Consider the following 14,534-nt stretch of genomic DNA (forward strand, 5'->3'; position numbering starts at 1 on the left):
CTCCCTAGTCTTCGCCCCGGCGCTGCACCAGGCGCCAGTTGATGATCGAGAAGATGATGACGACGAGGAAGATGCCCCAGGCCACGGCGGCGCCGTAACCGAAGTCGTTGTTGTCGAAGGTCTGCTGGAAGAAGTAGAGGACCATGGTCTGGCCGGCGTGGCCCGGACCGCCCGCGAACGTCGAGTCGTTGGCGGTGCTCTGGAGCAGGACCTGTGGTTCCGAGAAGCTCTGCAGGCCGGTGACGGTCGACACGACGAGCACGAACAGCAGCACCGGCCGCATCATCGGCAGCGTGATCCGGAAGAAGGTCTGCATCGGCCCGGCGCCGTCCATGCGGGCCGCTTCGTACAGTTCGCCCGGGATGGTCTGCAGTCCGGCGAGGAAGATGATCGCGTTGTAGCCGGTCCACTGCCAGGTCATCAGCGTGGCGATGGCGACCTTGATGCCCCACGGAGTGTTCAGCCAGGCGACCTGGTCGAGTCCCACCGCCTCAAGGAAGGCGTTCACCAGGCCGAAGTTGGTGGAGAACACCGAACCGAAGATGATCGCGATCGCGACCACCGAGGTGACGTTGGGCAGGAAGTAGGCGAAGCGGTAGACGTTCTTGAAGCGGACCGCAGAGTTGAGCATCACGGCCGTCACCATCGCCAGGAAGATCATGGGGAAGGTGGCGAGCGCCCAGATGATGATCGTGTTCCCGACCGCGGTCCAGAAGTCGGTGTCGCTCACCAGGTACCGGTACTGCGACAGGCCCGCCCACTCCATCGAGCCGAGGCCGTCCCAGCGGTGCAGGGAGACGTAGAGCGAGAAGCCGACCGGGATCAGGCCGAAGCAGAGGAAGAGGAGGTAGAAGGGGGAGATCGCGGCGTAGAGGTGCCAGTACTTGCGGAATCCGGTACGGGGACCGGCCGTGGTGGTCCGTTCCACGGTCACCGGGGGCTTCTCCAGTGCGGTGGCCATCAGTAGCTCACCCCCAGGTGCTTGGCGATGCGCCGGCACTTGCTCATGGCGTCCTTCCAGGCCTGCTCGGGGTTCTTGCCGAGGACGCCGACGTTCTTGATCTCGTCCTTGAGGGGCTGCGAGAGCGCCACGTCGAACGGGCTGTTGTAGGCGACCGCGATCTTCTGCGCGGCGGGCCCGAAGACGTCCATCGTGACCTGGCCGCCGAAGAACGGGTCGGGCGCGCGCAGGGTCTTGAGGTCGTACGACGCCGGGGTCGAGGGGAAGAGTCCCGCGTCCACGAAGCCCTGCGCCTGGTTGGCGGCGTTCAGCATCCAGGCGATGATCCGGAACGCCTGCTCGGGCTCGCGGCACTCCTTGGTGATCGACAGGAAGGAACCGCCGTTGTTGGACGGCCGTACCGGCATCTGGGCCACCCGCCAGCGGCCCTTGGTCCTCGGGACGCCGGTCTTGATGTCGTTGGTGGCCCAGGAGGCGTTGAGCTGGCTGGGCAGCTTGCCGTCCTGGAGTGCGGAGAGCTGGTCGGGCGTGCCGCTGACCAGGTCCGAGACGATCCCCCGCCGCTTCGCCTCCACGGCCAGCGCCCAGGCGCGGCGGACGTGGTCCTGGTCGCCGATGAAGTGCCGGTCCTTGTCGACGTACCGCCGGCTGCCCTGCTGCACCACGTTCTCGAAGACCGCGTTGACGTCGGAGAGCAGACAGGTCCCCGGGATCCGCTTCTTCAGCTGCTCGCCGGCGGCGAAGAACTTCTCCCAGGTGTTCAGTTCGGCGGAGACGTCGTCGGGTTCGTAGGGCAGTCCGGCCTTCCGGAAGACCTGGTACTGGTAGAAGTGCGCGACCGGGCCGCAGTCGATCGGGAACCCGACCATGGTGCCGTCGTCGGCGATGCCCTGGTCCCACTTCCAGGACAGGAACCGGCTCCTGTACTTGTCCGCGCCCAGCGTGCGCAGGTCCACGAACTGGTTCGCGTTGGGCAGGTAGGACGCCATGTCCTCGCCCTTGAGTCCCGCGATGTCCGGGATGCGGGCCCGGCCGGTCATCGTGGTGAGCAGCTTCGACCGGTAGTAGCCGCCGATCTTGATGGCCTGCAGATCGACGTTCGCGTCGTAGCGGGCCTTGGCGTTCTTGATGACCGTGTCGCCGAGGCCGCCGTCCCAGTACCACAGGACCATGTTCCGGCCGGTGGAACCGGTCGGAACGGCACAGCCGGATGCCAGGCCGCCGAGCGCCGTGGCGGCCGTACCGGCCAGGCCTGCGCGCAGCAGGCCTCTACGTGAGAGCCGCACAGCTCCCACCGCCTTTCGGATCTTTCGGATCTGTTCGGGACTTTCACATGGAGCGTGGGGGGCGTGGGGGGCTCAGTACTGCCGTGCGGGGGGTGTGACGGGTGCGTGGCGGACCGGCGGGCCGGGGTCGGCCGGCAGCCGGTCCGTGAGGAAGCCGTAGGCGCGTTGCAGATCGGGGTCGGTGAGCGAGCGCCACCAGCGGTCGACGCCGTACCAGCCGGGGGCGGCCAGTGCCCCGCCGTGGTGGCCGACGGAGAGACCGGCGGCGAGTACGGCGAACCGCAGCCGTTCGTCCAGTGGCCAGCCGGCGAGGGAGGCGGTGACGAAGCTCGCCCCGAAGACGTCCCCGGCGCCCGTCGCGTCGAGGACGTCCACGGCGAGGGCCGGGACCTCCGCGAACTCGCCGGTGGTCTGGTCGACGGCCACCGCGCCGTCCCCGCCGCGGGTCACCACGGCAACCGGGACCAGTTCGGCGAGGGTGCCGAGGGCCGCGACCGCGCTGTCGGTGCGGGTGTAGGCCATCGCCTCGGTCTCGTTGGGGAGGAAGGCGTGGCACAGGGCGAGCTGGTCGAGGAGGTCGCGGGACCACTGCTGGGTGGGGTCCCAGCCGACGTCGGCGTAGATCCGGGTGCCGTTGGCGGCGGCCTTGGCGATCCACTCGCGGGGTTCGGCCTCGATGTGGACGAGGGCGGTGCGGGCCTCGGGCGGGTCGCCCATCAGCACGTCCTGCGAGTACGGCGGCTCCGAGCCGTGGGTGACCAGGGCCCGGTCCTGTCCGTGGGCGAGGGCGACGGTGACCGGGGTGGGCCAGTCGTCCGCGACCCGGGAGAGGGAGAGGTCGACGCCTTCCTGCCCGGCGAGGATCCGCCGGCAGTAGGCGCCGTAGAAGTCGTCGCCGAAGACCGTGGCCAGCGAGGTGCGCAGGCCGAAGCGGGACGCCGCCACCGCGAGGTTCGCGATGCCGCCGGGGCCACAGCCCATGCCGGCCGTCCAGACCTCCTCGCCCGGTGTCGGCGGCTTCCCGAGACCCGTGAGGACGAGGTCGTAGAAGAGCAGCCCGGTCAGCAGCACGTCGGGCATGTCGTCGTCCACACGCCACCCTCTCGTCAAAACTCGTCAATTTCGATGACGGAATCGTGCGCTGCCACGCGAGATTGGTCAATACACGAGCAGAAATGAGCATAGAAATGATTGAAGATGACGAGTAGTGTTCATCGTGTGCTGGCAGAACGACGACACCAACTCATCCTGCGGGCCCTGCGCTCGGGCGGCCCCGCGGCCGTGACCGATCTCTCCGAGCAGCTGGGTGTGAGCCCCGCCACCGTCCGGCGTGACCTGCTGAAACTGGAGGAGGAGGGGCTGCTGACGCGGGTGCACGGCGGTGCCGTCGCGGACGAGGGGGACCAGCCCTTCGCCGAGGTCGCCGAGGTGCGGGTCGCGGAGAAGGACGCCATAGCGGCGCGCGCGGCGGCCCTGGTCGCGGACGGCCAGTCGGTCCTCCTGGACATCGGCACCACCGCCTACCGGCTGGCCCGCCAGCTGCACGGCCGCCGGCTCACCGTCATCACCAGCAACCTGGTGGTCTACGAGGAGCTCGCCGACGACGAGGGCATCGAGCTGGTGCTGCTCGGCGGCATGGTCCGCCGCGAGTACCGCTCCCTGGTCGGCTTCCTCACCGAGGACAACCTGCGCCAGCTGCACGCCGACTGGCTCTTCCTCGGCACCAGCGGGGTGCGCCCCGGCGGGCAGGTGATGGACACGACGGTCGTGGAGGTGCCGGTCAAGCGCGCGATGATCAAGGCGAGCGACAAGGTGGTGCTGCTCGCCGATGCCGCCAAGTTCCCGGGTACGGGCATGGCGAAGGTCTGCGGTCCCGAGGACCTGGACCTGGTGGTGACCAACGCGCCGGTCGACCCGGCGACCCGGTCCGCCCTGGAGGAGGCCGGTGTCGACGTGGTCCTGGCAGGAAAGGCTCAAGCGTGAAACTGACCATTCTGGGCGGCGGCGGGTTCCGGGTGCCGCTCGTGTACGGGGCGCTGCTGACGGACCGCGGCGAGGGCCGGGTCACCGAGGTCGTGCTGCACGATCTCGACGCCGGCCGGCTCTCCGCGGTCGCCCGGGTCCTGGCCGAACAGGCGGCCGGCGTCCTCGACGCGCCCACGGTGACCGCCACCACCGACCTCGACGAGGCCCTGCGCGGGGCCGACTTCGTCTTCTCCGCGATCCGCGTCGGCGGCCTGGCGGGCCGGGCGGAGGACGAGCGGGTGGCCCTCGCCGCGGGCGTCCTCGGCCAGGAGACGGTCGGCGCCGGCGGCATCGCCTACGGGCTGCGGACCGTCCCCGTCGCCGTCGACATCGCGCGCAGGGTGGCCCGGCTCGCCCCCGACGCCTGGGTCATCAACTTCACCAACCCCGCCGGACTGGTCACCGAGGCCATGTCCCGCCACCTGGGCGACCGCGTCATCGGCATCTGCGACTCGCCGGTCGGCCTCGGCCGCCGTATCGCCCGGGTGCTCGGCGCCGACCCGCGCGAGGCCTGGATCGACTACGTCGGCCTCAACCACCTCGGCTGGGTGCGCGGCCTGCGCGTCGCCGGCCGCGACGAACTCCCTCGCCTGCTCGCCGATCCCGGCCTGCTCGGCTCCTTCGAGGAGGGCAAGCTCTTCGGCGTCGACTGGCTGCAGTCCCTCGGCGCGATCCCCAACGAGTACCTGCACTACTACTACTTCAACCGCGAGACGGTCCGTGCCTACCAGCAGGCCGAGAAGACCCGCGGCGCCTTCCTGCGCGACCAGCAGGCGCACTTCTACGAAGAGGTACGGGACCCCGGTGCCGCGGCCCTGGCGGCCTGGGACCGCACCCGCGCCGAGCGCGAGGCCACCTACATGTCCGAGAACCGGGAGACCGCCGGCGCCGGCGAGCGCGACACCGACGACCTGTCCGGCGGCTACGAGAAGGTCGCCCTGGCGCTGATGCGGGCCATCGCCCGCGACGAGCGCACCACCCTGATCCTCAACGTCCGCAACCGCGGCACCCTCGCGGTGCTCGACGGCGAGGCCGTCATCGAGGTGCCCTGCCTGGTCGACGCCAACGGGGCCCACCCGGTCGCCGTCGATCCGCTTCCTGATCACGCCACCGGACTCGTCTGCTCGGTCAAGGCGGTCGAGCGCGAGGTGCTCGCCGCCGCCGGGTCCGGCTCCCGCACGACGGCCGTGAAGGCGTTCGCCCTGCACCCGCTGGTCGACTCGGTGAACGTGGCCCGCCGGCTGGTGGAGGGGTACACCGAGGTCCACCCCGGCCTCGCGTATCTTAAGTAACCAGCCGCTCGGAAAGCGCTTTCCATCCCTCTTCTGGAGACTTCCATGCACGACGAACGCCGCCGGATCGAGGAGCGCGTAGAGCGCCTCCACAACCAGCGCATCAAGCCCGCGATCCACGCGGCCGCCGTTCCCTTCGAGGTGTCCGCCTGGCAGGCCCCGGGGGAGCCGGTGTCCTTCGAGGAGGCCGCGGCCGCCGCGTACGAGCCGTTCGCGATGGACACCCCCTGGGGCCCGCCCTGGGGCACCACCTGGTTCCGGATGCGCGGGCAGGTTCCCGCGGAGTTCGCGGGCCGCCGCGTCGAGGCGGTCGTCGACCTCGGCTTCGTGGGCGACTGGCCCGGCAACCAGGCCGAGGCCCTGGTCCACCTCGCCGACGGGACCCCGCTGAAGGCGGTCAACCCGCTCAACCAGTACGTGGCCATCGCCAACCCGGCGGCCGGCGGCGAGGTCGTCGACTACCTGGTCGAGGCCGCCTCCAACCCCGACATCCTGGCGAACGACTTCGCGGCGCCGACACCCCTCGGCGACGTGCTGACGGCGGGCGACAAGCCGCTGTACACCTTCAAGCGTGCCGACATCGCCGTCCTGGACGAGGAGGTCTTCCACCTCGACCTGGACGTCCAGGTGCTGCGCGAGCTGATGCTGGAGCTCGGCGAGCACGACCCGCGCCGGCACGAGATCATGCACGCCCTCGACCATGCGATGGACCTGCTCGACCTTGACGACGTCGCCGGCTCGGCCGCCGCCGTGCGCGCGGCCCTGAAGCCGGCGCTGTCGAAGCCCGCGCACGCCAGCGCCCACCGCATCTCCGGCGTCGGCCACGCGCACATCGACTCGGCCTGGCTCTGGCCGATCCGCGAGACCAAGCGCAAGACCTCCCGGACCTTCTCCAACGTCACCTCGCTGGCCGACGAGTACGAGGAGTTCGTCTTCGCCTGCTCGCAGGCCCAGCAGTACGAATGGGTGCGCGACAACTACCCGCAGGTCTGGGCCCGGATCCAGGAGTCGGTCAAGAAGGGCCAGTGGGCGCCGGTCGGCGGCATGTGGGTGGAGTCCGACGGCAACCTGCCGGGCGGCGAGGCCGTGGCCCGCCAGTTCGTCCACGGCAAGCGCTTCTTCATGGAGCACTTCGGTGTCGAGACCAAGGGAGTGTGGCTGCCGGACTCCTTCGGCTACAACGCGGCCTACCCGCAGATCGCCAAGCTCGCGGGCAACGAGTGGTTCCTCACCCAGAAGATCTCCTGGAACCAGACCAACAAGTTCCCCCACCACACCTTCTGGTGGGAGGGCATCGACGGCACCCGCATCTTCACCCACTTCCCGCCCGTCGACACCTACAACGCCCGCTTCAGCGGCGAGGAGATGTCCCGCGCGGTCCGCAACTACGCCGAGAAGGGCGGCGCCACCCGCTCGCTGGCCCCCTTCGGCTGGGGCGACGGCGGCGGCGGCCCCACCCGCGAGATCATGGAACGGGCGCGCCGCCTCAGGGACCTGGAGGGCTCCCCGCGCGTCGAGGTCGAGCACCCGGACGCCTTCTTCGCCAAGGCCCGCGCCGAGTACGAGGACGCTCCGGTCTGGGTCGGCGAGCTCTACCTGGAGCTGCACCGCGCCACCTACACCTCGCAGGCCCGCACCAAGCAGGGCAACCGGCGCAGCGAGCACAAGCTGCGCGAGGCCGAACTGTGGGCGACGACGGCCGCGCTGCACGCGCCCGGCTACCGCTACCCGCACGAGAGGCTCGACCGGCTCTGGAAGACGGTCCTGCTCCACCAGTTCCACGACATCCTGCCCGGTTCCTCGATCGCCTGGGTGCACCGCGAGGCCGAGGCCGAGTACGCCAGGGTCGCCCAGGAGCTGGAGGCGCTCACCGCCGAGGCGGTCACCGCGCTCGGCGGCGGCACCGCCCGGGTCTTCAACACGAGCCCCTACGACCGCGCCGAGGTCGTCCGCGACAGCGCGGGCACCCCGGTGTACGTCGAGGTCCCCGCGAGCGGCAGCGCGCCGCTGACCGGCGCCGCCGGGGCCCCGCAGCCGGTGGCGGTCGACGGCCGGGTCATCGACAACGGGCTCGTCCGGGTGGAGATCGCCGAGGACGGCACCCTGTCGTCCGTCCGCGACCTGCGGGCCGACCGTGAGGTCCTGGCCGGCCAGGGCAACCTGCTCCGCCTGCACACCGACCTCCCCAACTACTGGGACGCCTGGGACGTCGACAAGCACTACAAGAACCGCTACACGGACCTGCTGGACCCCTCGGAGATCACCGTCGTCGACGCGGACCCGCTGCTCGGCGCCATCCGTGTCACCCGCCCCTTCGGCAACGGCTCGACGATCACGCAGACGGTCACCGTCCGCGCGGGCAGCCCGCGGATCGACTTCGAGACGGACATCGACTGGCACGAGGCCGAGAAGTTCCTCAAGGCCGGGTTCCCGGTGGACATCCGGGCCGCGCACTCCTCCGCGGAGATCCAGTTCGGCCACGTCCAGCGGCCCACGCACACCAACACCACCTGGGAGGCGGCCCGCTTCGAGGTCTCCGGCCACCGTTGGGTGCACCTCGCGGAGCCCGGCTACGGCGTCGCCGTCATCAACGACTCGACATACGGTCACGACGTCTCCCGTACGGTCCGCGAGGACGGCGGTACCACCACCACGGTCCGCCTCTCCCTGGTCCGTGCCCCGCGGGTCCCGGACCCGGGCGCCGACCAGGGCCGGCACCGCATCACCTACTCCCTGCTCCCCGGCGCGAGCATCGGGGACGCGGTCGCCGAGGGCTACGCCCTCAACCTCCCGCTCCGGGTGGCCGACGCGGCGGGTGCGCCGGAGCCGGTGGTCTCCGTCTCCGGCGAGGGCGTGACGATCGAGGCGGTCAAACTCGCGGACGACGCCTCCGGCGATGTCGTGGTCCGGCTCTACGAGTCCCGGGGCGGCCGCGCCCAGGGCGTCCTGCGCACCGGCTTCCCGCTCGCGGGCGCCCAGGTGACCGACCTCCTGGAACGCCCGCTGGAGACGGCGGACACCGAAGGGGACACCGTCGCCGTGGCGCTGCGGCCGTTCCAGATCCTGACGCTCCGGCTGCAGCGGGCGGCCACCGGCCGGTAGCCCCCGGGGGCGGGCCCGGCGGTCGTGCCCGGCCCGCCCCGTTCCCCGACTGACCCTGTACCGACGGGAGTCCATCCGTGCCCATGCAACCGTGGTTCACCGACGCCAAGTTGGGGATCTTCGTCCACTGGGGGATCTACGCCGTCGACGGCGTCCAGGAGTCCTGGTCGTTCTACGACGGCATCGTGCCGCACGACCAGTACATGTCCCAGCTCGGCCGCTTCACCGGCGCGAAGTACGACCCGCGCGCCTGGGCCGACCTGTTCGCCCGTGCCGGCGCCAGGTACGCCGTGCTCACCAGCCGTCATCACGACGGAGTGGCGCTGTGGGACACCGGGTTCGGCGAGCTCAACCTCGGCAGGGACTACCTCACCGGTTACGCCGACGCCCTCCGCGAGCAGGGACTCAAGGTCGGTCTCTACTACTCGCACTCCGACTGGAACCACCCCGACTACGCCAGCACCCGCAAGCCGGGCCGCCCGCCCGAGCAGGAGGACAACCGGTACTCCGAGTGCTCGGCCGAGGACGAGGACCTCGATGCCTGGGAGCGGTTCATCGCCTACCGTGACGGCCAGATAAGCGAGTTGGCCTCCCGTTACCGGCCCGACCTGATGTGGTTCGACGGCGAGTGGGACCGCAGCGAGGAGCAGTGGCGGATCAGGGAACTCGCCGCGCTCGTCCGCTCCTACGCGCCGCACGTCGTCTTCAACGCCCGGATGCTCGGCGAGGGCGACTACGCGACACCGGAACAGGGCGTACCCGTCGAACCCCCCGCCGGGCCCTGGGAGCTGTGCCTCACCATCAACGACTCGTGGGGCTTCCAGCACCACGACCACCACCACAAGTCGCTCAGCCAGCTGATCCGCTACTTCACCGAGACCATCGGCGGTGGCGGCAATCTCCTCCTGGACGTCGGCCCGACGGAGGACGGCACCATCCCGCAGCCGCAGGTCGAGCGCCTCGAAGGCCTGGGGGAGTGGATCCGGGGACACGCCGAGGCCGTGTACGGCACGGTCCGCGGGCTGCCGGCCGGGCACCACTACGGGCCGAGCACCCTCTCCGCCGACGGCCGCACCCTCTACCTCACCCTGTACGACATCCCGCGTGCCGAGATCGGCGTCCGCGGCCTGGTCACCCCGGTCCGGAAGGTCAGCGTGCTCGGCACCGGCACCGAACTCGCGCACCGTGTCGTCGGCGGGCTGCACGAGGCGGTCGGCGTGCTGTGGATCGACCCGCCGGCCGCAGCCGACCTCGACCCCTACGCCACGGTCCTCGCCGTCGAACTGGACGGGGAGCTGGAGCTGTACCGGGGATCCGGCCGGTTCTGACCCGGTCCTGAGCCGGTCCTGAGCCGGTCTCCCGATCCAGTTCTGATCCGGTCCTGAGCCGGTTCCGATCCGGTTAGGTCCGGTTCCGCGCCAAAAGTCGGGAATTCTCATATGAAGAATTAAGAGAACGGTAAGTTGCCTGGTCAAGGCGGCTTTTCGGGCCACTGTGACCCCTTCGGTTCGTCTCCCGGACATCTTGAGTTCGCCTGCCACCCCTGGGATGCGGAACGGCAGGGACGAGAGAAAGGCATCACCGTGCGAGACCCGCGAATGTCAGCGATCGGCAAGGGGCTCAGGCGCCGGGGACGGCTCATGGCGCAGGCGGTGAGCCCTCCGCGCAGGACCCTGGACGCGATCCCGACGCAGCGTCCGGTGCGGCCGCAGTCCTCCGCCGACTACGTGGCCCCCCGCGCCCCGCGCCTGGTGGCGGCGCCGGTCTTCGTCCTCTCCTCGGTGCGCTCCGGCTCCACGCTGCTGCGCGTCCTGCTGAACAGCCACAGCCGCATCCGCGCTCCGCACGAGATGCATCTGCGCACGGTCCACGTCCAGATGTCCCGGGAGTTCACCGCCGACGCCATGAAGGAGCTCGCCCTCGACCGCGAGGAGCTGGAGCACGTCCTGTGGGACCGGGTGCTGCACCTGGAGCTCAGCCGCAGCGGCAAGGACGTCATCGTCGACAAGACCCCGCCGAACACCCTCATCTGGCCCCGGCTGCACCGATGTTGGCCCGACGCCCGGTTCGTCCTGCTGCTGCGCCACCCCGGCGCCGTCATCCAGTCCCTGACCAGCCGCCGCGCCGATCCCGACCACGAGGCGATCCGCGCCGAGGTCCTGAGCTACGCGGAGAAGCTCGAAGAGGCGCGTCTGAGGCTCCCCGGCGCCCATGTGATCACGTACGAGGACCTCACCGCCGCACCGGAGCGGGTCACCCGCGAACTGTGCGGGTACCTCGGCGTCCCCTGGGAGAGCGGCATGCTCGACTACGGCAAGCAGGACCACGGCACCTTCAGGCCGAAGCTCGGCGACTGGAGCAGCGAGATCAAGTCCGGCCGTATCCAGGCCGCCCGCCAGGCCGACCCCTCCGCCGAACTCCCTCCCCGGCTGGCCGAGATAGCGAAGGCGTGGGGGTACCCGGTCTAGGCACCCCCACGCCACCGCTGCCGCCGCTAGCCGGTGAAGCCGGCCGTGATCGAGGTGAACTGCCAGTTGCTCTGGCTGATCCCGGAGCAGTTGCTCACCACGCCACCGCCCGCGCAGCCGCGGTCCCGGTTCACGGCCCAGAACGCGAGCCGGGCGATGTGGTGCGAGTTCCCCCAGTCACGGATCTGCGTCCAGATCGCCGGGGTCGTGGTCTCCTGCTGGTCCGACAGACCGTTCATGCCGGAGATCCCGATGTGCGCGTAGGCCGTCGCGTCGTCCCACCCGAAGGTGGACTTCAGCTTGGTCTTCAGCCCCTCGGCCGCCGCCACGGTGTTGCCGTACATGTCGGCACCGCCGCCGAAGTCGAACGGCATGATCGTGAAGACGTCGATGTTCGCGCCGAGCGACTGCGCCTGCTCGATGAGCCGGTTGCCGTAGTACGTCGGCCCGGTGGTGGAGGTGCCGAAGGTGACGATCGTCTTCAGGCCGGCGTTGTTGGCCTTGACCGTCTTCAGGGCGGTCAGGATCTTCGCCTGCACGGCCTCGTTCTCGAACTCGTCCGTGTTCTCGATGTCCATGTCGACGGACTTGAGACCGTAGGCGTCGATCACCTTCTGGATCGCTCCGGCCAGCGCGCTCGCGGAGGAGCAGTTGGCGCCGAGCTTGCTGCCCTGCCAGCCGCCGAACGACGGGGTGATGTCACCGCCGGCCGCCCGGATCTGGTTGATCGCGGTCTGGTCGGCGCCGCCGGTCAGCGCCCGGCTGCCGTCCCAGGCCGGGGTGCAGCCGCCCGAGTCCAGCACGAAGGCCATGGTGAAGTTCTTGATGCCGGTGGCGCTCATCACCGTGGCCGGGCTCGGGGGATCGCCCCAGCCCTCGAAGAGATAGGGCGCGGCCTGCTTGAAGCCGGTCCCGCCGCCGCTGCCCGCGCTCGTCGTCACGGACACGGCGTTGGAGGCCGCCGACACGTTCCCGGCCGCGTCCCGCGCCTTCACGGTGAACGTGTACGCCGTACTGGCCGACAGTCCGCTCACCGTGGCGGAGGTCCCGGAGACGCTCGCGACCTGGCTCGACCCGCTGTAGACGTCGTAGCCCGTCACCCCGACGTTGTCCGTCGAGGCCGACCACGACAGGGACACGCTCGACGAGGTCTTCCCGGTGGAGGTGAGGTTCGTGGGCGCGGTGGGCGCCTGGGTGTCGGAGCTGCCGCCGCCGGGCCCGTCGAGGCTGATGTCGTCCGCGTAGTAGGTGCCCTGCGCGTACCAGCCGTGGACGTAGATCTGGGCGCTGGTCTGCGAGGCCCCGGTGGTGAAGGAGACGCTCAGCTGGCTGTACTGGGACGGCGAGCTGGTCCAGGTGGAGGTGCCACCGGTGACCCCGAGATAGACGTACGAGCCGCGGACCCAGCCGCTCAGCGAGTACGTGGTGTTGGGCTGCACGGCGACCGTCTGCGTGCACTGGGCGGTGTCACTGGAACTCACGGCCCCGGCGAGGGCCTTGGACCCGCCGTGCACGGGGGAGGAGACGACCGAGCCCAGGTTCCCGGTGCAGGACCAGGGCGAGAGACTCCCCGACTCGAAGCCGGGGTTGGAGAGGACGTTGGCCGCCTGTGCGGTGCCGGGGAGCGCGATGGCCCCGGCGAGCGCGAGGGCGGCGGACCCGAGCAGTGCGAGTATCCGACGTCTGGAACGTCTGAGCGAGTTGCGCACGCGATCTCCCTGGAGGAATGGGGGTGTTCGGGAGTTGCACGAAGGTGCGAAAGGGGGTGCGCAACAAAAATGGTATGGACCAATCGAGCTGTCAAGGAGACGAGCGCGAATTGGTCCATACCGGTGAGATGACTTACGCAGGGGTGCGGGGTTGTGTTTCATATGCGGCTCCGCCGCGTGGGCGCGAGCACCCACACGCGACCCGCAGTCGGCCGACAACCTAGAGCGGCAACGCCTCAGCCGCTTCGTTCACGGCCTCCACCGCCGCAGGCATCGGCGCGGGCAGCACCATCTCCTCGGCCTCCTCCCGCTGCACCGGAAGCGACGGCAACACATGCCTCGGCCCCGACACCACCGCGTAGTCCTGCCCGAGGAACGGCGGCTCGATCACCCCGGGGTCCTCGCCCAGCGCCAACTGCACGGCCGCCCAAGGAGCGTTGACCCCGCAGAGCGACAGCTGGTGCAACCCCCCGGCGGGACGCGTGTTGACGTCGAGCAGCACCGGCTCGTCGCCGTACATCCGGAACTGGATGTTGGACAGGTAGTGCAGCCCGAAGCCCCCGGCGATCAGCCGGGCCGGCTCCAGCCACCGCTCGTCCAGCGTGAAACCACGACGGCGGCCCTTCTTCGTACGGCCCACCGCCAGCCGGACCCGGTTGTCGGGCCCGGTGAGGCAGTCCACGGACACCTCCGGCTCCTCCAGCCGCGGCATCACCAGCCAGTCCACCGGCTGGTCGGCCCGCCGCAACGCGTCGACGACCAGGTCGAGCTGGACGTACGGCCCCGGGAACCCGTTGAGGTGGAAGAGCGAGAAGGGGGCGCGCGTGATCACCCGGAAGCCCACGCCACCCGCACCGGCGGCCGGCTTGAAGCAGGCCTTGTGCCCGTCGGTCTCCAGCTTCTCGACCGCGGCGACCAGTTCGTCCGCCGTGCGGACCCGCCACCACGGCGGCACCGGGACACCGACCGAGGCGACGGCCTCGTACGCGGTCGCCTTGTCCTCGAAGACCGCGGTGCCCTCCGGCGTCGGCGCCAGCAGCGCCGTTCCCACCGCCTCGAAGTCGGCCCGGTGGGCGACGATCGCCGACTGGTGCAGCCGGGGCACGAAGACATCGATGCCACGGCGCTGGCACTGGTCGAGCGCGTACTCGACGTAGCCGGCCGGGGACAGGCCCTCCGGCTCCAGCTCGGCGGTGTCGGCGGCGGCCAGCACGGGGGAGTCGGCGTCACCGTGCGTCGCATGGATCTCGACCGCCCGGTCGCTGGGATTTTTCCGCAGCTGATCCATGAAGAACACGTTCTCCGCGTACGTGCGGTTGAGCCAGACGCGTACGCGAGAGCGCATTAATGCCGCCTTCCGGGGTTTTCGGGCAGGGCTCAGCGGGCCCGTGCCCGGGCAGGGTGGTTGGAGGGTCACCAAACCGCCCTGGACGAAGGGAAGTTCGTGGCGGTGGTGTTGGGGGGATCATACGGCTTTCATGGGGCCCCGCGTGCAACGCCAGTGTTACGGATTTCGCGGGACTGTCCACGCGCGTTTTCCTGCACCGTCCACGTCGGTTTCCTTGACCGACGGGCACCGGCCCGGCGGACCGCCGGCGCTCGGCCGGGCGAATGCCCGCCGACAGGCCGACAAGTCCCCTTGTTCCGTCGACCCGTCATGTGTTGAGGTGGGTGGTGACGACATGATCGGA

The 14,534-nt window shown here is 70.2% G+C and carries 10 protein-coding genes; 5 read left to right on the forward strand and 5 right to left on the reverse strand.

What is annotated here, in order from left to right; all coding sequences use genetic code 11:
* Positions 1-4: 4 nt before the first annotated feature.
* The 3 genes from ACWDGI_RS31065 to ACWDGI_RS31075 form a co-directional block, all read right to left on the reverse strand.
* On the reverse strand, positions 5-961 hold the full coding sequence (locus tag ACWDGI_RS31065; protein ID WP_450764638.1) for a carbohydrate ABC transporter permease: 957 nt from the start codon (positions 959-961) through the stop codon (positions 5-7).
* Positions 961-2,247, reverse strand: a complete 1,287-nt coding sequence (locus ACWDGI_RS31070) for an ABC transporter substrate-binding protein (protein ID WP_450764640.1) — start codon at positions 2,245-2,247, stop codon at positions 961-963. The genes ACWDGI_RS31065 and ACWDGI_RS31070 overlap by 1 nt, the downstream gene beginning before the upstream one ends.
* A 72-nt stretch (positions 2,248-2,319) precedes the next feature.
* Positions 2,320-3,339: a carbohydrate kinase family protein gene (locus ACWDGI_RS31075; RefSeq protein ID WP_450764642.1), complete on the reverse strand. Its 1,020-nt coding sequence runs from the start codon at positions 3,337-3,339 to the stop codon at positions 2,320-2,322.
* 126 nt (positions 3,340-3,465) lie between these two features.
* Between ACWDGI_RS31075 and ACWDGI_RS31080 the strand changes: the two genes are divergently transcribed.
* The 5 genes from ACWDGI_RS31080 (at position 3,466) to ACWDGI_RS31100 (ending at position 11,134) form a co-directional block, all read left to right on the forward strand.
* Entirely contained in the window at positions 3,466-4,230 is a 765-nt protein-coding gene (locus tag ACWDGI_RS31080) for a DeoR/GlpR family DNA-binding transcription regulator (RefSeq protein WP_450764644.1), read from the forward strand.
* Positions 4,227-5,564 carry a 6-phospho-beta-glucosidase gene (locus ACWDGI_RS31085; protein ID WP_450764646.1) on the forward strand — a complete coding sequence of 446 codons (1,338 nt, stop codon included), beginning with the start codon at positions 4,227-4,229 and terminating at the stop codon, positions 5,562-5,564. The genes ACWDGI_RS31080 and ACWDGI_RS31085 overlap by 4 nt, the downstream gene beginning before the upstream one ends.
* A 45-nt stretch (positions 5,565-5,609) precedes the next feature.
* A complete protein-coding gene (locus tag ACWDGI_RS31090) occupies positions 5,610-8,666 on the forward strand; it encodes an alpha-mannosidase (protein WP_450764648.1) in 3,057 nt (1,018 codons plus the stop codon).
* A gap of 77 nt (positions 8,667-8,743) precedes the next feature.
* Entirely contained in the window at positions 8,744-9,994 is a 1,251-nt protein-coding gene (locus ACWDGI_RS31095; RefSeq protein WP_450764650.1) for an alpha-L-fucosidase, read from the forward strand.
* A 312-nt stretch (positions 9,995-10,306) separates the two neighbouring features.
* Positions 10,307-11,134: a sulfotransferase family protein gene (locus ACWDGI_RS31100; RefSeq protein WP_450764652.1), complete on the forward strand. Its 828-nt coding sequence runs from the start codon at positions 10,307-10,309 to the stop codon at positions 11,132-11,134.
* Positions 11,135-11,160: 26 nt separating this feature from the next.
* Here the strand turns inward: ACWDGI_RS31100 and ACWDGI_RS31105 are convergent, their stop codons facing one another.
* Both ACWDGI_RS31105 and ACWDGI_RS31110 read right to left on the reverse strand, forming a co-directional pair.
* On the reverse strand, positions 11,161-12,843 hold the full coding sequence (locus ACWDGI_RS31105; RefSeq protein WP_450764654.1) for a carbohydrate binding domain-containing protein: 1,683 nt from the start codon (positions 12,841-12,843) through the stop codon (positions 11,161-11,163).
* Between the two features lie 220 nt (positions 12,844-13,063).
* Complete coding sequence (locus ACWDGI_RS31110; RefSeq protein WP_450764655.1) at positions 13,064-14,188, reverse strand: ATP-grasp domain-containing protein; 1,125 nt, start codon at positions 14,186-14,188, stop codon at positions 13,064-13,066.
* Between the last annotated feature and the right edge of the window lie 346 nt (positions 14,189-14,534).

It is taken from the genome of Streptomyces sp. NPDC001220 (assembly GCF_053597895.1).

What these genes read in the sequence shown, in the direction of transcription:
- ACWDGI_RS31065 (WP_450764638.1), bottom strand. Translation starts at nt 961, where the DNA reads ATGGCCACCGCACTGGAGAAGCCCCCGGTGACCGTGGAACGGACCACC.
- ACWDGI_RS31090 (WP_450764648.1), top strand. Translation starts at nt 5,610, where the DNA reads ATGCACGACGAACGCCGCCGGATCGAGGAGCGCGTAGAGCGCCTCCAC.
- ACWDGI_RS31100 (WP_450764652.1), top strand. Translation starts at nt 10,307, where the DNA reads ATGGCGCAGGCGGTGAGCCCTCCGCGCAGGACCCTGGACGCGATCCCG.
- ACWDGI_RS31110 (WP_450764655.1), bottom strand. Translation starts at nt 14,188, where the DNA reads ATGCGCTCTCGCGTACGCGTCTGGCTCAACCGCACGTACGCGGAGAAC.